Origin of the sequence: Xanthocytophaga agilis (assembly GCF_030068605.1) — a bacterium.
GTDB lineage: Bacteria > Bacteroidota > Bacteroidia > Cytophagales > 172606-1 > Xanthocytophaga > Xanthocytophaga agilis.
The window spans coordinates 1428248-1451350 of record NZ_JASJOU010000001.1 but is presented as its reverse complement, the minus strand read 5'-3'; the positions used below and the strand labels follow the sequence as shown (position 1 = coordinate 1451350).

Annotated in this window: 14 protein-coding genes; 13 read left to right on the top strand and 1 reads right to left on the bottom strand. The window is 40.3% G+C overall.

Annotation, left to right across the window (positions count from 1 at the left end):
- The first annotated feature begins 955 nt into the window (after positions 1-955).
- From QNI22_RS06010 to QNI22_RS05950, 13 genes are all read left to right on the top strand, one after another.
- Positions 956-6247 carry a HAMP domain-containing protein gene (locus QNI22_RS06010; protein WP_314509721.1) on the top strand — a complete coding sequence of 1764 codons (5292 nt, stop codon included), beginning with the start codon at positions 956-958 and terminating at the stop codon, positions 6245-6247.
- Between the two features lie 6 nt (positions 6248-6253).
- Positions 6254-7555, top strand: a complete 1302-nt coding sequence (locus tag QNI22_RS06005; RefSeq protein ID WP_314509720.1) for a sensor histidine kinase — start codon at positions 6254-6256, stop codon at positions 7553-7555.
- A 315-nt stretch (positions 7556-7870) separates the two neighbouring features.
- Positions 7871-9589, top strand: coding sequence for a DUF885 family protein (locus QNI22_RS06000; protein WP_314509719.1), 1719 nt, complete (start codon positions 7871-7873; stop codon positions 9587-9589).
- 79 nt (positions 9590-9668) lie between these two features.
- Positions 9669-10598: a dihydrodipicolinate synthase family protein gene (locus QNI22_RS05995; protein ID WP_314509718.1), complete on the top strand. Its 930-nt coding sequence runs from the start codon at positions 9669-9671 to the stop codon at positions 10596-10598.
- A 520-nt stretch (positions 10599-11118) separates the two neighbouring features.
- Positions 11119-12753, top strand: coding sequence for a M1 family metallopeptidase (locus QNI22_RS05990; RefSeq protein ID WP_314509717.1), 1635 nt, complete (start codon positions 11119-11121; stop codon positions 12751-12753).
- 52 nt (positions 12754-12805) lie between these two features.
- Positions 12806-13810: a 4-hydroxyproline epimerase gene (locus QNI22_RS05985; RefSeq protein ID WP_314509716.1), complete on the top strand. Its 1005-nt coding sequence runs from the start codon at positions 12806-12808 to the stop codon at positions 13808-13810.
- Between the two features lie 41 nt (positions 13811-13851).
- Positions 13852-15108 (top strand): NAD(P)/FAD-dependent oxidoreductase, encoded by a 1257-nt coding sequence (locus tag QNI22_RS05980; protein WP_314509715.1) that lies wholly within the window; start codon positions 13852-13854, stop codon positions 15106-15108.
- A 142-nt stretch (positions 15109-15250) separates the two neighbouring features.
- Entirely contained in the window at positions 15251-15622 is a 372-nt protein-coding gene (locus tag QNI22_RS05975; protein ID WP_314509714.1) for an iron chaperone, read from the top strand.
- A 245-nt stretch (positions 15623-15867) separates the two neighbouring features.
- Positions 15868-16404: a hypothetical protein gene (locus tag QNI22_RS05970; protein WP_314509713.1), complete on the top strand. Its 537-nt coding sequence runs from the start codon at positions 15868-15870 to the stop codon at positions 16402-16404.
- 135 nt (positions 16405-16539) lie between these two features.
- Positions 16540-18246, top strand: coding sequence for a PrsW family intramembrane metalloprotease (locus tag QNI22_RS05965; protein ID WP_314509712.1), 1707 nt, complete (start codon positions 16540-16542; stop codon positions 18244-18246).
- A gap of 532 nt (positions 18247-18778) precedes the next feature.
- Positions 18779-19030 (top strand): hypothetical protein, encoded by a 252-nt coding sequence (locus QNI22_RS05960; RefSeq protein ID WP_314509711.1) that lies wholly within the window; start codon positions 18779-18781, stop codon positions 19028-19030.
- A 169-nt stretch (positions 19031-19199) separates the two neighbouring features.
- Positions 19200-19778 (top strand): type 1 glutamine amidotransferase family protein, encoded by a 579-nt coding sequence (locus QNI22_RS05955; RefSeq protein WP_314509710.1) that lies wholly within the window; start codon positions 19200-19202, stop codon positions 19776-19778.
- A 169-nt stretch (positions 19779-19947) separates the two neighbouring features.
- A complete protein-coding gene (locus QNI22_RS05950) occupies positions 19948-20178 on the top strand; it encodes a hypothetical protein (RefSeq protein WP_314509709.1) in 231 nt (76 codons plus the stop codon).
- A 45-nt stretch (positions 20179-20223) separates the two neighbouring features.
- On the opposite strand, the gene QNI22_RS05945 is transcribed toward QNI22_RS05950, so the two are convergent.
- Complete coding sequence (locus tag QNI22_RS05945; protein ID WP_314509708.1) at positions 20224-22380, bottom strand: PAS domain-containing protein; 2157 nt, start codon at positions 22378-22380, stop codon at positions 20224-20226.
- Positions 22381-23103 lie beyond the last annotated feature (723 nt).

Here is a 23103-nt window from a genome sequence, read left to right as displayed (position 1 = left end):
GTAAGTGCGTTGGCAATCTTTTTCCCGCGAGGTTGGCCTTTGGCCTTGTGGGGGGAAGGATCGGGAAAAAGTGCCTTTTTTGCTAACACACAAATCTGGCTCACCAAATTCTCATTTGGTGCCCCTCTTTTGGGCAAGCAAAAAAGTAACAAGGCGATAAGAAGAGATATGTTCTGGATTATAAACTAATGTAGAAAGAGATATTCCTCAAAAGTTACCCCAAGCCTACACTCTTTTCAAAAGTATAGGCTTGGGTTGTATTCAAATCCAATATTCGGGATCACTCATGTTTTTTATGTTATAGAATTAATCATGCAGATAGACTTTTAGGTTACTCAGCTTAAATTTTTTTCCTCTATTGCACTATTTACCTGGGTTTTGCGTTAAAAGCATAGTGACTACAACTCTTTGTAGCGTAATTGATAAGATTACCTGCTAGTGTTGTGCTATCTATACACACAGAGATCATCTTCATTTGTAAAATATGTGGATATACTTCTACAATTTGTAGAAAGTTTCTACATCTGCATGTACACATTTCATAAAAAACAGTTCTCTTTAAGGATAATCCTCCCCTAAATGCATAATTTAGAATTGGCATGTATTTTGGTAAAATGCTGGTATTTGCCTCTTGATAACATACATTACAGATCTTTTTATTCGTATCATTGTGTTTGAAGTGATCATTACACTATATTGAGTAATGATTAGTTTGCTATGTAAATAGAAATATTTACACGGGTATCTATTATCGTTAGAAGCCTGCAGAAAAACAATTCCTACACTAATGGGATATGGTACATAAAAGTGATAGTAATGCAAGGAAAGCAAGAGAAGAAAAAATGTTTTTACATAATTTACATAATTGAGAGATTTTCCAAAAAAGCGAATTGCCACTTACTGAATATATATACAATAGTATAGCTACTTAATCTATATACCACGTACCCAATGTATGAACTCTAGAAAAAAATCCACGAATGGAACTTCACAGGTATCACCTGTAGCAGAGACGGCTGAAGTAGATATGTCGCTTCATACACCGGACGGAACGAACGGACATGCAAAGCCATTTGGTTCATCTGATGATGAATTGGATGCTAAAGCATTGCTTAGGGTACTCGCTGAAGTGAAGAATGGCAATTTCTCAGTCCGTATGCCTGTTGATCAGCTCGGACTTTCCGGAAAAATTTGTGATACATTAAATGATATTATTTCTCTCAATGAGAGCTTGGTTCTCGAACTTACCACTGCCAGAAGCATTATTGGTAAGCAGGGAAAGCTCAATCACCGTGTAGAACTACCACGTTATGCCAGAGGTTCGTGGAGCTCAAGTGTGGATTCAATCAATAGCCTGATTTCCGATCTGGTGCATCCTACCATTGAGATAGCACACGTGATTGGTTCGGTAGCAAAAGGAAACCTGTCGCAGGAAATGCCTCTCCAGATTGGCGATCACGTATTGCAGGGAGAGTTTGCCCGTATTGCTACAGAAGTAAATGATATGGTGAAGCAGCTGAATCTATTCTCCATGGAGGTAACACGGGTGGCACGGGAAGTAGGTTCGGAAGGTAAACTCGGTGGACAAGCAACGGTAAAAGGGGTAGGTGGAGTTTGGAAGGATTTGACCGATTCCGTAAACCAGATGGCTGGTAATCTGACAGCTCAGGTACGGAACATTGCAGAAGTAACAACAGCGGTAGCGAAAGGTGACTTGTCGAAAAAGATTACAGTAGACGTTCAGGGAGAGATCCTTGAGCTGAAAAATACGATTAACACCATGGTGGATCAGCTCAACTCCTTCTCCTCTGAGGTGACTCGGGTAGCAAGAGAGGTGGGTACAGATGGTAAACTCGGTGGGCAAGCAGAAGTACAAGGTGTGGCTGGTACATGGAAAGATTTGACCGATTCAGTAAACCAGATGGCGTCCAACCTGACTGGTCAGGTTCGAAACATTGCAGAAGTAACGACAGCGGTAGCCCGAGGAGACTTGTCGCGTAAGATTACCGTGGATGTGAAAGGAGAGATCCTTGAGCTGAAAAATACGATTAACACCATGGTGGATCAGCTCAACTCATTCTCTGCCGAGGTAACACGGGTGGCTAGGGAAGTAGGTTCGGAAGGTAAACTCGGTGGACAAGCAACGGTAAAAGGGGTAGGTGGAGTTTGGAAAGATTTGACCGAGTCTGTAAACCAGATGGCGTCGAACCTGACAGCCCAGGTGCGGAACATTGCTGAGGTAACAACCGCCGTGGCAAATGGAGATTTGTCGAAGAAGATTACGGTAGACGTTCAGGGAGAAATCCTCGAATTGAAAAATACGATTAACACCATGGTGGAACAGCTTCGGGCATTTGCATCCGAAGTAACGCGTGTGGCACGGGAAGTAGGTACGGAAGGTAAACTCGGTGGGCAAGCAAACGTGCCAGGTGTTGGAGGTACATGGAAAGATTTGACCGACTCAGTAAACCAGATGGCTGGTAACCTGACAGCTCAGGTACGGAACATTGCTGATGTGGCGATTGCCGTGGCGAACGGGGATATGTCACGTAAGATTACCGTGGACGTGCGGGGAGAAATCCTTCAGCTGAAAGAAACGCTCAACACGATGGTGGATCAGCTTCGGGCATTCGCATCCGAAGTAACACGTGTGGCACGGGAGGTAGGTACAGATGGTAAACTCGGTGGGCAGGCATTCGTACCGGGTGTGGCTGGTACATGGAAAGACTTGACCGACTCAGTAAACCAGATGACGGGTAACCTGACTTCTCAGGTACGGAACATTGCCGAGGTAACGAAAGCTGTGGCATCAGGTGACTTGTCCAAGAAAGTAACTATCGACGTAAAAGGGGAGATCTTCGACCTGAAAAACACGATCAACACGATGGTGGACCAGTTGAACTCGTTTGCCTTTGAGGTAACGCGTGTGGCACGGGAAGTAGGTACGGAAGGTAAACTCGGTGGGCAGGCGGAAGTGCCGGGTGTAGGAGGTACATGGAAAGATTTGACCGACTCGGTAAACATGATGGCGTCCAACCTGACAAACCAGGTACGGGGTATTGCAAAGGTTGTGACTGCCGTGGCAACGGGTAACCTGAAGCAAAAGTTATCCATCGTATCACGTGGTGAGGTAGCGCAGTTGACAGATACCATCAACGAAATGATTGATACGTTAGCGTTGTTTGCCGACCAAGTAACAACGGTGGCTCGTGAGGTAGGGGTTGAAGGTCGATTGGGTGGACAGGCCAGTGTGCCGGGCGCATCGGGTATCTGGAAAAACCTGACGGAAAACGTAAACCAGCTGGCTGAAAACCTGACTACTCAGGTACGGGCAATTTCGGAAGTTGCCTCTGCGGTAACGAAAGGGGATCTGACTCAGATGATTCGGGTAGAGGCCAAGGGTGAGGTAGAAGAGTTGAAAGACACCATCAACCAGATGATTGCCAACCTGAAAGAAACTACCTTACGCAACCAGGAGCAGGACTGGCTGAAATCGAACCTGGCTAAGTTTACCCAGATGTTGCAGGGACAGAAGGATCTGAATACGGTAACACGACGGATTCTTTCTGAGTTGGCTCAGGTAGTAAACGCACAACAAGGGATGTTCTATATTCTGGAACAGGATGAAAACCTTCAGAATAAGAAACTGAAACTATTCTCTTCCTATGCCTTTAAGAATGATCTGCATATCAGCAGGGAGTTTGCATTGGGAGAAGGTCTGGTCGGACAGTGTGCTCTGGACAAAGAACGTATTCTACTGACCAACGTACCAAAAGATTATATCAAGATTGCTTCCGGTTTGGGAGATTCGTCACCAGTAAACCTGATTGTATTGCCTGTATTGTTTGAAAAGGAAATCAAGGCAGTAATTGAGCTGGCATCATTCGAACCATTCAGTGAAATTCACCTGGACTTCCTGAGTCAGCTGACAGAAAGTATTGGTATCGTATTGAACACCATTGAAACCAATACTCGTACAGAAGAGCTACTTGCACAGTCTCAATCACTTACCGATGAGCTACGTCGTACCAACGAGGAGCTGCAGGATAAAGCACACTTGCTGGTGAAGCAAAAAGAAGAAGTGGAAGGCAAAAACAAGGAAGTAGAAGAAGCACGGAAATCGTTGGAAGAAAAAGCAGAACAGTTGCAGCTTACATCTAAGTATAAGTCTGAGTTCCTTGCCAATATGTCGCATGAGTTGCGTACACCATTAAACTCACTGCTTATTCTGGCTCAACAACTCTTTGAGAATAGAGAAGGTAATCTTACGGAAAAGCAGGTACGATATGCCAAAACCATTCACAGTTGCGGAGATGACCTGATTCAATTGATTAATGATATTCTGGATCTTTCTAAAATTGAATCCGGATACATATCAACTGACTTTATCAAGGTTCGCTTCAATGAAATTACGTCATTCGTAGAAACAACGTTTAAACACATTTCAGAGAACAAGAATCTTCGTTTCAGTATTGAGATAGATGAAAAACTGCCGGATACATTGGAAACAGATATTCAACGTCTGAATCAGATCCTGAAAAATCTTTTGTCCAATGCATTTAAGTTTACAGAGAAAGGAGAGGTAAGATTCCGGATCTATCATGCTCAGCGCAACTGGAAACCAGGTAACATCAGTCTGGATAAGGCACCGTTTACTGTAGCATTTGAGATCAGAGATACAGGTATCGGTATTTCCAAAGACAAGCAGAATATCATTTTCGAGGCCTTTCAGCAGGCAGAAGGCTCTACCAGCCGTAAATATGGTGGAACAGGTCTGGGTTTATCAATCAGCCGGGGATTGGCAGAGTTGCTGGGTGGATCAATAGAACTGGAAAGCGAACCAGGCAGAGGTAGTACATTTACTTTGTTCCTTCCTATTGACTACAATCCAAACCTGATTAAAAAAGAAAAACAGAGCAGTTTAACTGTCAGCGAATACAAACTGTCAGAAAGCGATGAACTGGCTATTCAGTCTGTACCAACTGTAAAAGTGACTGAAACAAAAGATTTGGAAGGGCTGAATGAGATCATCAATGAAACCGGAGATGACCGAACCAATATCACTCTGAATGACAAGGTAGTGCTCGTGGTAGAGGATGATCTGCGCTTTGCCAAGATCATGATCGAAAAAGCACACGATGTAGATCTCAAAGTAGTAGTGGCTACCGGATTCGGAGATGTATTTGATCTGGCTAATAAATACAGTCCTATTGCAGTCACCCTAGATGTGAAACTTCCGGATGCCAGTGGCTGGAGAATTCTGGATCTCTTTAAAAATGATATCAACTTCCGGCATATCCCTGTCCATTTGATTTCCGGAGAAGAAAACCGATTACTGGCGATGCAGAGAGGAGCTCGCAGCTTCCAGCAGAAGCCATTGAAAAATGAAGCTTTGACGATATTGTTTAACGATATCACAGATTTTCATAACCGGAACCCTAAAAAGCTCCTGATCGTAGAAGACAATGAGCTGGATTCTTCACAAATGGTGAAGATGTTGGACAATGGAGATTTGGTAGATATTGAAATTGCTACCACTGGTGAAGAAGGGCTGGAAAAAATCCGGAATAATATGTATGATTGTATCAGTGTAGATTTTATGCTGCCTGATATCAGTGGTATGGACTTCATTACAGAAGTAAATTCCATTAAAAAGAATACTATTACACCTGTACTGATTTATTCTGCCAAAGACTTTTCGCCAAAAGAAAAGATACAGCTGAAGCAATATGCCAACAGGGTATTACTGAAGGATGTGAAGTCTCTGGATCGGTTACTGGAAGAGACAGTGCTGCATTTGCATCTGGATCATAAAGACTTATTGCCTGAAAAACAAAAGATTATTGAGAATCTTCGCTCCAAAGAGGATATTCTGGCTAATAAAAATGTATTGGTGGTAGATGATGATGTACGTAACCTGTTTGCATTGACAACAGCATTTGAACGTTTCAATATCAATACTATCACAGCCGAAAGCGGGCAGGAGGCTATTAATATTCTGATGGAGAATAACCGGATTGATATTGTACTGATGGATATTATGATGCCTGAAATGGATGGCTATGAAACCACACAGAAAATCAGGCGGGAACATAAAAATACCAATCTGCCTATCATAGCTGTAACAGCTAAGGCGATGAAGGGCGACCGTGAAAAGTGTATTGAAGCGGGAGCATCTGACTATATCACCAAACCTGTTAAAATTGATCAGCTTTTATCATTGATGAGAGTATGGCTCTATAAATAAACTAGAATGCAACTTAGTCCAAAAGAAGAGTTACCTGGTAAGCGCGATATTAAAATACTGGTTGTTGATGACCGGGAAGATAATTTATTTTCTATTGAAACGATACTGGAACATGAAGGCTATACAATTGTCAAAGCCAATTCAGGTAGGGCTGCTCTGAAAATGCTGTTACAACAACAGGATTTTACACTAATTCTGATGGATGTGCAGATGCCGGATATGAATGGATTTGAAACAGCCAACATGATCTATGAGCGTGAACGATTGAGAAATATTCCGATCATCTTTATTACAGCACATAACTATGAATCTGAATATATCTTCAAAGGGTATCAGCTGGGTGGGGTTGACTACATTTCCAAACCCATCAATCCGGATTTGTTGCGCGTAAAGGTGAGTGTGTTTACTGAATTGTATCAGAAAACACACCAGCTTCTTGCTCAGGAGAAGAAGTTGATGTCTATCAATAAAAATCTGGAGAAAGAAGTTGAAGAACGCCGGTTGAATGAAGAGAAAATCCGCTTACTAAACCAGCAACTGGTAGAAAACAACACCAATCTTCGGCTTGCCAATGAAGAGTTGAACCGCTTTGCGTATGTGGCTTCTCATGATTTGCAGGAGCCTCTACGTAAAATCAAACTCTTCAGCAATACGTTGGCTATCAAGTTTAGAGAGCGCATAGATCACGATATGGAGGTCTATCTGCAAAAGATAGTGAGTGCATCAGATCGTATGCAGACACTAATCCGGGATCTACTGGAATTCTCAAGGCAAATAGGTCAGGAAGAAGAATTTGGCATAGTGGACCTAAATAAAGTGGTTGCTGAGGTAATCTCAGATATGGAATCCGAGATAGAAGCTAAGAAGGCAATTATCTCTGTTGGTGAATTGCCTGTTGCTTCTGTTATTTCAAGTCAGATCTATCAACTTTTTCAGAATCTGATTAGTAATGCCTTGAAATATAGTAAAAATGGCTCTGTTCCTCAGATTCATATTCATGCAGAATCTACTATAAAAAATGGTTTGGGTAAACTGCACAGAATTTATATAAAAGATAATGGGATTGGATTTGACCCTTCCTATGCGGAGGAGATATTTGTTGTATTTAAACGATTGCATAGCTATCATGAGGTAGAAGGAACAGGTGTTGGACTAGCTATTTGTAAAAAAATAGTGGAATATCACAAAGGGGCTATCCGGGCTGAAAGTGCAATAGGAGTGGGTTCAACATTTATCATAGATCTGCCGGATATGACAGTTCCTTTGCCTATAAATACAGTACCTGTTCAGCTTCCAGAAGAAAATTAATTGAGGTAATTATTTGATTGTCAGGCCTTCCTTTTCTAGGAAGGCTTTTTTGTTATATATCTTCATCAGCCCTGATTTTATACACGAAAAAGTAAATAGACGAGTTGGGTACTTTTCATCTTAACATGAATAGGCAGATAATCTCTCGTTTTATGTTAATATAGGTGAAGGATATGCTAAAATTGAAAAAGTATACCTTACTTTTTTTGTCTAGTTTTGTTTATGATTGCTATGGAATATAGGAGCCGCATATTTCTATAATACTATTGTCTCTGTTTTTTTCATTCTCAACTGTTTAACACACAACCTATCCAGATGCAACTGTTTTTACTCAGAATTAGTAGTTTTCTTATTTTACTATGCTTCCTGATGAGTCCACAGGTAAGGGCACAGGGAACAAACTCTTCGGCAGAAGTAGAGGCTTTAATCACTGTTTATAGAGAAGATCTGGGTAGTCTGAACCGAACCTATACCATTACCTGTTCACCGGAACGGGTATCCCGCTTACAACAATTCCATCAACAAACTTTACAAAAACTAGAAGCACTGGACTTTGATAAACTTAGTCAGAGTGGAAAAGTAGATTATATTATCTTTAAACGTGATCTGAAGCAGGAACTTGATGACCTGAAAACACTGGAAAAAGATCTGGTGACACTGCAGCCTGTATTTGCTTTTAAGGATAAGATACTGACCTTCGAAAAATCTCGTCGCAAAGGAGAAGTTTTGAATCCAAAAGAAACGGCTAGTTTGATCAACAGTCTGAAAACAGACATTCAGAACACCCAGAAAGAAATTGAGAAGTCTGCCAAGCTTACTTCTCATCTGAATCGAATGGCCTCTTCGCTGGCCGAAAATCTGCAGAGACGTTTTCAGGAGTCCTATCATTTTTATGAAGGATATGACCCTTTGTTTACCTGGTGGGTAAGTAAACCATTCACGGATGCAGATTCAGTACTGAGCAACTATGTCGGCTTTTTATCCAAGCGGCTATCTGCAGATAATCAGGCTAAGGATGATGGAAGTGGAATTATCGGCAATCCTATAGGCAGAGAGAAGCTGATAGAACAGCTACGTTTTGAAATGATTCCTTATACACCTGATGAACTGGTAACGATAGCTAATCGTGAGTTTGCCTGGTGTGAAACTGAAATGAAGAAAGCGTCCCGCGAGATGGGCTTTGGAGATGACTGGAAAAAGGCACTGGAGAAAGTAAAGAATACCTATGTAGAGCCGGGAAAACAGCCTGAATTGATTTATGCACTGGCAGTAGAGGCGATTGATTTTGTAGAGAAGAACCAGTTGGTTACGGTTCCTGAACTGGCTAAGGAGACCTGGCATATGCGTATGATGTCACCACAACGTCAGTTAGTAAGTCCGTTCTTTCTAGGAGGAGAAGACATTCTGATCTCTTATCCCACCAACACTATGACCCACGAGGCCAAGCTGATGAGTATGCGGGGCAATAATCCGCATTTCTCCAGAGCTACAGTGCAACACGAACTGATTCCGGGACACCATTTGCAAGGATTTATGAATGACCGGTATCGTCCGTATCGTTCAATGTTCTATACACCGTTCTGGATCGAAGGCTGGTCATTGTACTGGGAGATGTTATTGTGGGACAAGAAGTTTCCCCGCAATGCTGAAGATAGAGTGGGAATGCTGTTCTGGAGAATGCACCGTTGTGCCCGTATCATTTTCTCACTTAGCTATCATCTGGAAAAAATGACTCCTCAGCAATGCATTGATTTTCTGGTAGATCGTGTAGGACATGAAAGAGCCAATGCAGAAGGCGAAGTACGTCGTTCGTTTACAGGAGGTTATGGACCACTTTATCAGCTTGCCTATATGATTGGTGGATTACAGTTTCGTGCATTACACAAAGAGCTGGTAGACTCTGGCAAGATGACTGACAAGGAATTTCACGATGCCATACTGAAAGAAAATACATTACCGGTTGAACTGGTACGAGCGATATTAACAAAGCAACCTTTAACTAAAAACTTCCAGACATCCTGGCGGTTTGATTAGCCAAAAGTATATTCCAAATCATACTACATTTCCTGGCGGATAGATCTGCTGAATCTTTAAACCTTAATCTTTACTATTTATGAGACCTGATTGGATTGGTGTTTACCCAGCTGTTACCACAAACTTTCATGCAGATGAATCACTGGATCTTGACACTTTCAATAAAAACATCGAAGCACAATTGAGTGCAGGTGTACATGGAATTATTATTTGTGGTTCACTGGGTGAAAACAGTACTCTTTCATTTGATGAAAAACAAACATTGCTGAAAAATACAGTGAAGGTAGTTGCAGGAAGAGTTCCTGTAGTAATCTGTGTAGCAGAAAGCATTACCCGTGAGGCAATCCGGTTTGTGCAGGAGTCAGAGGAAAATGGTGCTGACGGATTTATGTTACTACCTCCCATGCGATACCCTTCGGATGATCGCGAAACTGTACACTACCTGAAAAAAGTAGCTTCTCATACAAGCTTGCCAATCATGTTGTACAACAACCCGCTTGCTTATAAGACCTTTATCTCTCTGGAAATGTTTGAAGAACTGGCTTCTGAACCTAAGTTTGAAGCCATGAAGGAGTCAACAGGAGATGTTCGTTACATGACAGATATCATCAATAAGTTTGGTGATCGCTACAAGATTATGAGTGGTGTGGATGATCTGGCACTGGAAAGCTTACTGATGGGAGCACATGGTTGGGTAGCAGGTCTGGTAGATGCATTCCCAGCTGAAACCGTAGCTATCTATGAACTGGCAAAAACAGGACGTGTAGAAGAAGCCCGTGCTATCTATCGTTGGTTCTTCCCATTGTTACACCTGGATGTTTCTACCAAATTCATTCAGAATATCAAACTGGCTGAAGTATATACAGGCATCGGAACAGAATACGTACGCGAACCTCGTTTACCGCTGGCAGGTGAAGAAAGAGCAAAGGTTGTCAAAATCATTGAAGACGCTCTGGCTACCCGCCCTGTATTACCAGCATTCCAAAAGACTAGCCTGGTAGCTGAATAAATAATTTGAAACTACCTGTTCTGCTGACTCAGTTTTGCAGAAACAGGTAGTTCTCTCTTTTTGTCTCCTGAAAGGATCAGTCTCTTCGTTCGGTCTTTTTATAGTCCTTCCGAAAGGATTATTTCCTCTTTTGTTCTCCTGAAAGATTTCCTTATCTGTCCTTCTGAAAGAATCTCGTGACAAATAGAGTTGCGTTTACTTTCCGAGAGAAATAATACTCTCCACTCGGAAAGGCCGCCGGTCTTGTCACGAGATCCTTACAGGAGGACAAAAAAGGGGAGACGAGGACAGGGAAGATAGTGTGTTCTTTTCCGGAGAGTAAAAGAAGATAAGGAAAGAGTGGATGTTGCTTAAGTTGACTGAGCTGAACGGATTTTCAAATCAATACCTTGAGCTTACAATTGTGATAATAACTCTAAAACAAAAAAGATACGGAACAAGATAAGAGTTTAGGGCTTGGGTTTCCCATATTTTATAAATTTGTCAGAGTCTTTTAATCATATACAAACCCCAATCACCTGTGACAAAATTCATTTTCTTCATCAGCACACTACTTATTAGTTGTTCTCTATTCGCTCAGGAAACTAACAAACCGTTTACACATGCAGACACACTTCGGGGCACCCTGACACCCGAACGCAGTTGTTATGATGTAACATATTATCATCTAGATATAAAAGTTGATACCGCCGCTAAATCCATTGCCGGGAAAAACACGATTCAGTTCAAAGTAGTCACTGCTTTCAATAGAATGCAGGTAGATCTGTTTCCCAACCTGAACGTAGACAAGATTGTTTACGGAGGCAAAGAACTGAAATACAATCGTGATGGTAATGCAGTCTTCATAGACTTTCCTCAAAAACTGCCTGCTAAATCCATACAATCAATCGATTTCTTCTATTCGGGAGTACCTATTGTTGCGGCACGTCCGCCATGGTCAGGAGGGTTTACCTGGGCGCATGATGAGCAGGGAAAACCCTGGATCAATACTACCTGCCAGGAAATGGGAGCCAGTGTATGGTGGCCTAACAAAGACCATCAGACTGAAAAGCCCGATAGTATGCTGATTAGTATTGCCGTTCCCAGTAACCTGATGGATGTTTCCAACGGACAGTATCGGGGCAAAAAAGAGTTGGGTGACGGCTACACACGGTATGACTGGTTTGTCAGCTATCCTATCAATAATTATTGTGTAGCACTGAACATTGGCAACTATGTTCATTTTGATGACAAGTATGGCACAATGCCACTGGATTACTATGTGCTGCCTTATAACCTGGAAAAAGCAAAGAAACAGTTTGCACAGGTAAAACCTATGTTGGGTTGCTTTGAAAAGTATTTTGGTGAATATCCTTTCAAACGGGATGGATATAAAATAATAGAAACTACCCACTCAGGTATGGAACATCAAAGTGCTGTTGGATATGGAAACTACTACGAAAACGGCTACCGTCGTCGTGACTGGACTGGAGTAGGAGTAAGTATGTGGTTTGACTTTATCATTATTCACGAAAGTGGTCATGAATGGTTTGGAAACAGCATTACCTCCAAAGATATTGCCGACATGTGGCTGCACGAAGGTTTTACAACCTATGCAGAAGCCATATATGTAGAGTGTTTGTTTGGATATGACAATGCACTGAAATATATCAATGGGTATCGTGGTAAAGTAGCCAATGATAAACCCATTCTGGGGCCTTATGGTGTCAATACTCCTGGCTCCAAGGACATGTATTTCAAGGGTGCTTTATTTCTGCACACGTTGCGTAATATCATAAATGACGATACCAAATGGTGGGCATTGATTAAGGATTATTACAATACCTTTAAGCATCAGATTATTGACAATAAACAAACCGTCGCCTTCTTTACTAAGAAGTCTGGTAAAGACCTGACACCGTTGTTTGAACAATACCTGAACTATAAAGACATTCCTGTGCTGGAGTTACAGGTAAAAGCAGGAAAGTTAATGTATCGCTGGAAGGCTGATGTCAAGGCATTCAATATGCCTGTTAAGATTGCCTTGAAAGACAAAGCTCCTGCTTTTATTTATCCAACTACAAGCTGGAAAGAGATGAAACTTACAGAATCACTCACACAGGAGAATATCAAGGTTGCTACAGATCTGTTTTTTGTAAATGTAGCGTGGTTATAAGCTTTAGCTGAACTAGTATTTTGTTTGTATAGTAACAATAAATTCTATCCCATTGGCAAGTAAAACATTCTTCTGTATAGATGCCCATACCTGTGGCAATCCCGTTCGGTTGGTAGCTGGCGGTGGTCCTTTACTGAAAGGCAATAATATGAGTGAAAAGCGCCAGCATTTTCTACAGGAATTTGACTGGATACGCAAAGGGTTGATGTTCGAACCAAGAGGTCATGATATGATGTCAGGTAGCATACTGTATCCACCGCATGATCCGGAAAATGATATTGGCGTACTGTTTATCGAAACCAGCGGATGTCTGCCTATGTGTGGACATGGCACTATCGGGACAGTAACCATTATGATAGAAGAAGGACTGGTGATTCCGAAAGTACCTGGACAGTTGAGGCTGGAGACTCCTGCCGGACTGGTAAAAGTGACTTATACCCAGGAAGGTAAAAAAGTGAAATCTGTAAAGCTGGTTAACGTACCATCCTATCTGGCTGCCGAAAACATACAGGTAGAATGTCCGGATTTAGGATTGATTACTGTAGATGTAGCATATGGTGGCAACTTCTATGCAATTGTAGATGTACAGCCTAACTTCAAAGGTCTGGAGCAATATACAGCAGCAGATCTGATTCGCTGGAGCCCTGTAGTGCGTGAGCGCATTAATGCTGCTCACACTTTTGTGCATCCTGAAAACCCAACCATCAAAGGCCTGAGCCACCTTCTGTGGACAGGAGCTACGATTAGTCCGGATGCTACTGCCCGCAATGCTGTATTTTATGGTGACAAAGCTATTGATCGGTCACCTTGTGGTACAGGGACTTCTGCACGTATGGCACAATGGCATGCCAAAGGCAAGCTTAAAAAAGGAGATCGGTTTGTGCATGAAAGCATTATTGGAAGCCAGTTTATTGGAACTGTAGAAGATGAAGTAACACTGGGAGGGCACAAGGCAATGATCCCTGGTATTGAAGGCTGGGCTAAAATCTATGGTCATAATACTATTACTATTGATCCCGAAGACGATCCGTATGCATACGGATTCCTGGTAAAATAATCACAACCGCAATTTTCTGAGTATATAAGATATAGTTTGCAATGGCAACTCAAAAAGAAATAGTAATCGTAGGGGGAGGAGTGATAGGTTTATGTTCTGCCTACTATCTGAGTCAGGCAGGCCATCAGGTAACTGTACTGGACAAAGGAGATCTGGGGGATGGATGTTCCTATGGCAATGCAGGTATGATTGTGCCTAGCCACTTTATTCCATTGGCAGCACCCGGTATGGTAGCACAAGGCATTAAGTGGATGTTTAACTCCGAAAGTCCGTTTTATGTAAAACCACGTCTGAATCTGGATCTGATTCAGTGGGGACTGAAGTTTTATAAAATGGCTAATGATACCCATGTAAAACGTTCCATGCCTGTATTACGGGATCTGAATACCATAAGCCGAAACCTGTATGCCGAAATGGCAAGACAGCAGGAGTTTGCCTTTGCTTTTGAATCCAAAGGGTTGCTGATGTTGTGCAAAACAGAGCATATGCTGGAAGAGGAAGCACATGTGGCTGAAACCGCACATGGATTAGGTATGGAAGCTAAGGTACTTACGAAGAAAGAAGTCGATGAACTGGAGCCTGACGTAAAACCAGATGTACTGGGAGGAATATTTTATCCGGGTGATGCGCATCTCCATCCGAATCAGTTAATGAAAGGCATGAAAGCATATCTGACAAAGAAAGGTGTACATTTGCAGGCCAATACGATTGTGTCAGGGTTTGTTTCACAGAAAGACCGTATTATGGAAGTAGTTACCAATAAAGGCAATATAAAGGCAGATGAAGTGATTATTGCCGGCGGTTCCTGGTCACAGGAGATTGTACAGCAGCTTGGCTTCCGAATGCCGATTCAGGCAGGAAAAGGCTATAGCATCACTATCCCATTGCCTTCTAAAAAGTTGCGTACTCCGTCTATTCTTACGGAAGCACGGGTTGCTATTACTCCTATGGATAATCAGTTGCGTGTAGGGGGAACAATGGAGATTGGAGGCATCAACCAGGATATTGACTTACGTCGTTTTGGAGGTATTATCAAGTCGTTACCTAAATACTTGCCTGATTACCAGTTTGATATTCCAGACAAGAAACAGATATGGTCTGGTTTACGACCTTGCTCACCTGATGGACTACCATACATTGGCCGTATTCAGAAGTTTGCCAATGCCGTTGTCGCCAGCGGGCATGCTATGATGGGACTAAGTCTGGCTCCTGTGACAGGACAGCTGGTAAAAGAAATCGTAGCAGGAGAAAAAACAAGTGTTGATACAACATTATTATCACCAGAGCGTTATAGATAAGTAGCACATGGAGCCAGAATATATTCTGGCTCTTTTTCTTTATCCAATAAGAAATAATTTTAGGAATAACTACTTGTTCTCCATTCCGGATTTAGGTATTTTGATTTGTTGATTAAATTTTTTCTCTCTAACAACAAATCTTATGGTTACGACTAATGCTACCACTATCGATGAATATATTGCCGGATTCCCTGACAATATTCAACAGATTCTGAATCAGATACGGGCAACCATCAAAGAAGCAGCCCCGGAAGCACAGGAAGCCATCAAATATGCTATGCCTACCTTTGTTCTGAATGGTAATCTGGTTCATTTTGCTGCCTTCAAAAATCATATCGGTTTCTATCCTGCTCCTGTAGGTATTGAAGCATTCAAGGAACAACTTTCCGGCTACAAAGGGGCCAAAGGATCAGTCCAATTTCCACTGGATAAGCCTATGCCACTGAAATTGATTACAGATATTGTGAAGTTTAGAGTAAAGGAGGCATTGGCTCAAGCGAAGAAAAAGAAATAGCATAGAGTATAACTTCAATGTTACCCTATTCAACAAAATAATACTAGTAAATATCCGGATATATTACATGCATTTATCCAGTTGATTGTTGAATAAATGCAAACCTACTAGCTCATCAGAGGTAGAAACGATATATTGTCTCATAAAGTATTGTTTATAAAACAACATATTATTGTTTTCTATATATCCCTATAAGTGCATTTCATTATCTTCAGATTGCCCCAAAGAGTAATACTATTATTACTTTGACAGACATTGATACCTTAGTATCCCGTCTCCAGGAAAATAAGTTGATTGAGAGCCAGATTACTTTGATTACAGGCCAACAGAAGAATATACGAGGTATCAGTTTCTGGGATTTTCAGAATGAGACTCCACAGAGTAAATTAGTATCAGGTAGTAGTCTTTCTATTCTTGATACAACATCTATTGCCAGTTTAGATCCGGGACAAAACTATGCCTTTAAAGTACATATCACTAAGACAAATGGAGTGTTTGCCGGGCTAGAAGTGTTTAGCAGTACAGACCGTAAAGATTTTCCGCTGTTTATCATTTATATAAGTGATCCTATTTCTTTTACTCTATATAGGCAAGATGAAGAGGATGAAGACGAAAACCTTTTAAGCACTAAAGTCCAAAATATCAATTGCATAATCACAAGTAGTGGAAATGATATGGAGTCATTGCTTGAACTTGGTGAAGAACCTGAAAAGTATGCACTGTTTTATAACCAAATCAAGTCTACCTTGGGTGAACTGGAGATAGGAAGTTACATAGAATGAATAACTTTTTCTACTGTCACAAGTAGGTTAGTTAGAAAGTACTCTTATAGAATCAACCAAAATATTACGTGAAGTGACATTTTAGGTTACTGTTGATGGTTTATTCTCATCAATAGCCATACCTAAAATGTTACTATGCTTCGCATATATACCTATCTGTTCTGGATTGTTTTTTCCTGTGCTTCCATTCTGGGATATAATTACTGGAAAAGCCGAAACAGACATTTGTTCTTTAAAACCGGTTCTACCCGGTCCTTACTTTGGGTCTTCTTTATCTTGGTGCTTTCACCTGTTGCTGTTAACTATTGGTTTCCAGATACGACAGTAAATCTGAAAGCAGATACCATTATACACCTTGATGAAGTTCAGCAACGAAATTTGTTGCGTGACGGAGAAATAGGAGAATACTACAAGAATGTTGTTTCCGTAATCGGGAATAATATGAACTGGGTTGGTTTTGTGTCAGCACTGCTGATAATGGTAACCTGGTTCATTTATATTCACAGGATGGATGTTTTTCATAAAGAAAAACTACGTTACCAGATTGGGACATTGTTGTTGGGAATGCTAAGCTCTTTACTGGTAGTTGTGATTACAGATGGAATAGACCTTTACTACCCTATTACCTATACCGGACATTTCTGGTATGATCTGTTCGTATTTTCCTTTCTGGATATAGGCGTAATAGAAGAATTTGTAAAGCTGATACCCTTCTTCATTATTCTGAAATGTACAAAAGAGATAGATGAACCTTATGACTATATTCTGTATGCTTGTTTGTCTGCATTGGGTTTTGCCTTTATTGAAAATCTAATCTATTTCAAGAATATTACCGGAACGATCATTCAGGGGAGGGCCATGCTGTCTGTAGTGGGGCATATGCTGGATTCTTCGTTTGCTGTATATGGACTGGTTATCTCCCGATATCAGCATAGCTCCTCCAAGATAGTCTACTTTGGTGTGTCATTTCTGATTGCGTCATTTTTGCATGGGCTGTATGATTATCTTTTATTTGAGCATATGCTCATTCTTGTAATCGGAATTTTCATTTTCGAGATTCAGGTATGGACTATTATGGTCAATAATACCATTAATAACAGCCAGTTCTTTCATTTCAAAATTGCTCATCGGGATGAGAAACTTCGTTTTTTCTTAGCTGTGATGCTTTCTGGAATTCTGGTGCTAAACTATTTTGTTGATGCATTTCAGTATGGCAAACAGGACGCTAATACCAATTACCTTCAATCCTGTTTCTATAGCGGACTGCTGATTATTTTCTATGTTACTCATCTGAGTAATTATGATCTGGTAAAAGGCTACTGGCGTCCTATCGAATTTCGAATATCACCGCCTGATTATGATCATGTGCCTGTAAACAGAGGTCTGGCTAGTTTGCTGAGTGTGTTCAAGTACAACTTTATTCAGCCTGTCAATATTGTCAACTACATTGTAACTATTCAACCTCCGCATTATAATCAGTTGGTATATGGCTACATGAGTCTGAATAAAGGAAAGATTGTTGATCGCATTTGTCTTCTTTCTGTATCTGATAACGGGAAAGAGAGTATAGACCCTGACTGGTTTGTGGTAAAGTTGCGTGATGACCTGGATTTGGAGGATTGTCTTGACGATCAGTATGTAAATTCTTTTCTTCTGATAAAGCTGGAGACAAAAAGCGACTCCCTGATTCATGATGAGGATATTCGTGTATTTATGCGACTCATACCTGATATGCAGATGGTAAGAAGTAAACAACTTACCCGAAAAGATGCATTTCCCCCAATAGGGTATGGTTTGGTTAACAGTGTTTTTGTGCCAGGATATACAGTGAAGGCGAGTTAAAATAACTTTCGTGGATGGATTTTAGACAACATTATTTATCTATTGGTTTGTACAGGCATTATAGCACATAAAATACTTTGTGAGTTCAGATTTGTTATAACGAGTCGTTCTAAATAGGTTCTGGATACATTTCCACAGTTTAACCATTATTAAGTTGTTGTCTGAAGTATGCATTTTCTCTTAAGGTTGAATGGGAGATAGCAATTCTTTGTAGACCAATTGCCGTATAGAAGTATCTGTAGGTGTGCAGTAAAATAACTTTACCAAATCGGTGGCTTCATAATAATAAAGAGTTGCTTTACCTTCAACAAGTTTACTGTAGAATCTTTGTGTGAGAGAGTAATCAATCAGATCAAGATATAGTGTTATCTGAAATTTATAAGTTTGCTATACATACTTGAATTTCTGTCTGAAATTTTTGGCGTATACTATAGACCTTTATCTTTATTTATACGTATATTTATATAATTTCTTGCTGAACGTCAATTCATAGTGCTGTATCAAGTTGATCTTTGGCAGGTATTGATACTTAATGTCAAACATAACTATAACGATCATGGGAGTAGAATGGATAGTTCCTGTAATATTCTTTGTCGGATTTGTTATTTGGGCGTTACTTTTTGGTGGATATGCCAAAGGTAAAAACGGAAGTGTAACCAGAGGACCGATTACACTTCATACAGAGGGTTTCCCGTCAACTATGGATGGCAGCCTAGGAGATAAGGCTGTCAGTAACACTACACAAACAGAGCCCTCGGGCTCAACAGTTCAGAAGAATACTTAGTAACAGGCATGAGTGTGAATATTTTGGTCAACAGAATATTCCGGGTATAATTTATTGTAAGTGTTGAAGCATCATGTTAGTATTACATGATGCTTTTTTTATACAATAATACAGATTGATGTGAATTTTTTCAGTATTTCTGATTGAGTATCGCCACTAACATAATCTTATGAAACAAATAATATATCTTTTTGTGTTTGAGGGGTTTGCTGATTGGGAACCTTCTTATGCAACAGCAGAAATTCAAAAGTCTTCCCGCTATCAGATTCGTACTGTTGGCTTGACAAGCGATCCTATCCGTTCTATGGGGGGACTTACTATTCTTCCAGATTATACAATAGAAGAGGTAGAAACTGGTAGTGCAGCTATGCTTATTTTGCCTGGAGGTGAAGCCTGGGAACAAAAGAAACTGACTGATATACAATCACTGGTACTACAGTTTCATAAAAGTAATCTACCTATAGCAGCTATTTGTGCAGCAACTACGTTTCTGGGTGATATAGGCTTGCTTAATGCTATCTCACATACCAGTAATGCAAAATTTTATCTGGAATCAATAAGTGCTAATTATAAAGGACAAAACTATTATGCAGAAGAGCCTGCTGTGACAGATCAACGAATAATTACAGCAAATGGAATTTCTCCTATAGAATTTGCCAGAGAAATCTTTCGCATATTGGGTATCTATGATGAACAGAAACTGGAACAATGGTATCAGGTGTTCAAGTACGGAGTCTGGACAGAATAGAATTCTGAATGAGTTATAGCACAAATTCCTAAATGTTGAAGTTGCTAAATAACAAAGGGCATGGATTTTTACCATTCCAATATATTAATCTGCTGAATGTAAGAGTAAAGATCGGAAAGTAGCTTCAGCAGATTGTATAAACTAATGTTATATCTAACTAGATACGATCATGGGAGTTGAATTGCTGATTATCCCTGCCATATTTGTCGGATTTATTCTCTGGGCATTGTTATCCGGAAGATTTACCAAAGGCAGAAAAGAAAGTGTTACAAAAGAACCAGTGACGCTACATACAGAGCCAGGTTACCGACCTGATCAGGAAGGGCCTATTGGAGAAAAACCTCTTTCCAATACTGTTCATTCAGAACCAACAGGTTCAAATGCACAGAATATGCCATAAGACATAAACAAAAATGCCTCTCACTAGAATGAGAGGCATTTTTGTTTATAGCATACTCAGTTGTTGTGCATATTTTACAATTTTGTATACATGGCCATTTGCGTCAAATATAGGATTGTAGCTTCCTTTGATTCGAACTTGTTTACCCGTTTTAGTCTGGCGTACAAATTCCCCACTGATAAACTCCCCTTGTCTTAGCTTTTCCCAGAATTGAAGGTATTCTTCTGTATTCTCTTGCCCTTCCAGTACAAAGATGCTATGATGGATACCTTGAATTTCTGATAGCGAGTATTCCATCAGCTCCAGAAAGTTTTCATTAGCGGTCAGAATTTCTCCTTTTGTGTTGAACTCAATAACTGCAAAGGATCTATTAATCGCAGTCAGTTGATTTTCAAAGTCTAATGTAAAACGTTTCTGAGCGGTAATATCCTGAGCAAATTTAATAATCTTAATAACTCGTCTCTCCTGATCAAATACTGGTGTATAGCTGGCACTTAACCATATCTCCTGTCCCTTACTATTGAAACGTTTGACTTCTCCAATCTGTGAATTTCCCTGGCGTAGTGAGGTCCAGAATTCTTTATATGAATCACTGGCACCATACACAGGATCTACAAAGATCTGATGGTGTTTGCCAAAAATATCAGCTAGTGGGTAGCCCATAGTGTTGAGGAAGTTATTATTTGCAGTCAGTATACGTCCATCTGGATCAAACTCGATTGTCGCCAGTGTACTATTGATTGCTGTTAATAAACCTGCCAGTTCTATGTTCTGTCTTTCTATCTCTTCCTGTGTGGAGGTCATCTCTTCCATACTCTGACGAAGTTCCTCTTCCTGTGCCCGCAGCTCTTCGTATTGTTGTTGAGCCGCAAATTCAAGTTCTTTTTGGGCTGTGATATCTGTGGCTAACTTGATTACCTTAGAATATCGTCCCTCCCTGTTTTTAACAGGTGCATAAGAAACCTGCATCCAGACCTTTTGTCTGTTCTTTGAATAACGTAATACTTCTCCTGTAAACACATTACCTGCCTGTAGATTTCTCCAGAACTCAATATAGTCAGGTGTTTGAACGTATATAGGATCTACAAAAAGTCTATGGTGTTTGCCTTTTAGCTCTTCAGATGTATAACCCATGGTATTGAGAAAGTTCTGATTAGCGTCAAGAATGTTTCCCTCCATATCAAACTCAATGCTTGCAAAGGTATTCATGATAGTCTGGAAGGCTATCAATAGGTTTTGCCCGTCTGTCTCTCTGCGTTTGATCTCTTCCTGAGTAGCTGCCATTTCTTCCAGATTCTGACGCATTACTTCCTCCTGAGACTTTAATTCCATTGCTTGTTTTTGAGACATTTCCAGTAGCTGGCGAGTCTGAAGGCTTGCCCGTGTATTGGAGATGGTAGAAGCAATGCTTTCTCCCAGCTTTTCAATAAACTCAATCTGGTAGGGCTCAAATTTATTGAATGAGGCCAGTTCCAGAACTCCTTGTACTTTCTCATCCAGTTTTAAGGGAACAATCAGTACTGAACTGGGACTTGCCGTACCTAGCCCGGAAGTAATATTCAGGTAGTCATCTGGAATATCCGTAAGATAGATAGTCTCGGCCTCCAGGTAACACTGACCAGTTAATCCTTCGCCAATACCTATTTTTTTGTGAATATATTTCTTTCTATCATAGGCATAACACGCCACCATTTCCAGTTCAACGGACTCTGTTGTCGCAAGAGCTGTGCTGGATTTATGTTTGGTATGAGACTTGTTGCTGTGAAGTTGGCTTACAGCTTCCTGTTCTGTATGTATTGTCTGACTAATGTCTGAAGTGTTAACAATGAATAGCCCCCCCTGATTGGCCTTTACATACTTAACAAGAGTTGTAAGAATATTGTCATATAGTTTATCTATATCTGTTTGATGAGAACGGAGGATTTCTGCAAAGTTGGCAAGTCCTTCAGTCGTCCAAGTACGTTCGGATTCTTTTTTAGCAATAATCTTCATCTGATCACGCATAGTAATCAGCGAGGTTGCCAGAGGATTGTTTAGAACTGTGTCTGTCGTATCAGTTCCCGGATAAGGAGCAGTGAGATCACCTGCCTGTATCAATTGGATAAATTGCTGTGCATTGGTGATATCTGATTCCAGCGTTCTAAGTGATTGTTCTTGTTGATATAAATATTTCCATTTCCGGGAAGTAATAACCTTAAGCATATTTTCAGTAGTTATTGATGAGTAGCTTTTGTCCTTTCAGATGCCAGCAAACGTTTTTTAACGATCGCGACTAACTATTAGCTTATTAGAAGTAAATTAAAGTAATAACTAAAGACTTTCTACTAGTAAAATTGAAGCAAAACATAGATATGTTTTATTGGCTATAAATTGCTTCACTATTTAGTTCCAGAGCTGGTAAAAACACAACATATAGTTATATTATATTGTGTTTTTTCTAAACTACATAGTACAATTTTAATCTTTGAAAAGGTGTAAATAGCATTTTTTGTATTGTGTAATGACAGTCAATGCTTCAATACATAGAATACCTGTATTCTTTTCAACGCTTTCTGTAGATTCTTTGTGTAAATACGGGATTAACAGATTAGTGGATTTAGCGTATAGATAGTTTATATAAAACAGATGTAAGTTTTTGAGGAAAAGCAGATGAATGATGACTAAAAATAGATGGTTTTGTTTTTTAAGTGAGTAAACTACTATAAAGAAGGAAGTGCAGTAGACGGATAGTTGGATCCTGGCTATTATTCTAACTGATTGTAAATCTTGACTTTGGTAATGTACTCGCGTATATGGTAAAATATGGGTTGTCGAATTAGGTAGAGAAAGAGTAATGGTTTTGTGAGGCAGTCTAAGATGAATGAAAAGTCACAAACAAATAGATAGATTTATATTTTTTTCAGAGTGTTTAGTAATGGTACATTA

Coding starts and splice junctions, on each gene's coding strand:
- QNI22_RS06005 (WP_314509720.1), top strand. CDS start 6,254: ATGCAACTTAGTCCAAAAGAAGAGTTACCTGGTAAGCGCGATATTAAA.
- QNI22_RS05975 (WP_314509714.1), top strand. CDS start 15,251: ATGGTTACGACTAATGCTACCACTATCGATGAATATATTGCCGGATTC.
- QNI22_RS05960 (WP_314509711.1), top strand. CDS start 18,779: ATGTCAAACATAACTATAACGATCATGGGAGTAGAATGGATAGTTCCT.
- QNI22_RS05955 (WP_314509710.1), top strand. CDS start 19,200: ATGAAACAAATAATATATCTTTTTGTGTTTGAGGGGTTTGCTGATTGG.
- QNI22_RS05950 (WP_314509709.1), top strand. CDS start 19,948: ATGGGAGTTGAATTGCTGATTATCCCTGCCATATTTGTCGGATTTATT.
- QNI22_RS05945 (WP_314509708.1), bottom strand. CDS start 22,380: ATGCTTAAGGTTATTACTTCCCGGAAATGGAAATATTTATATCAACAA.
- QNI22_RS05995 (WP_314509718.1), top strand. CDS start 9,669: ATGAGACCTGATTGGATTGGTGTTTACCCAGCTGTTACCACAAACTTT.
- QNI22_RS06000 (WP_314509719.1), top strand. CDS start 7,871: ATGCAACTGTTTTTACTCAGAATTAGTAGTTTTCTTATTTTACTATGC.
- QNI22_RS05980 (WP_314509715.1), top strand. CDS start 13,852: ATGGCAACTCAAAAAGAAATAGTAATCGTAGGGGGAGGAGTGATAGGT.
- QNI22_RS06010 (WP_314509721.1), top strand. CDS start 956: ATGAACTCTAGAAAAAAATCCACGAATGGAACTTCACAGGTATCACCT.
- QNI22_RS05965 (WP_314509712.1), top strand. CDS start 16,540: ATGCTTCGCATATATACCTATCTGTTCTGGATTGTTTTTTCCTGTGCT.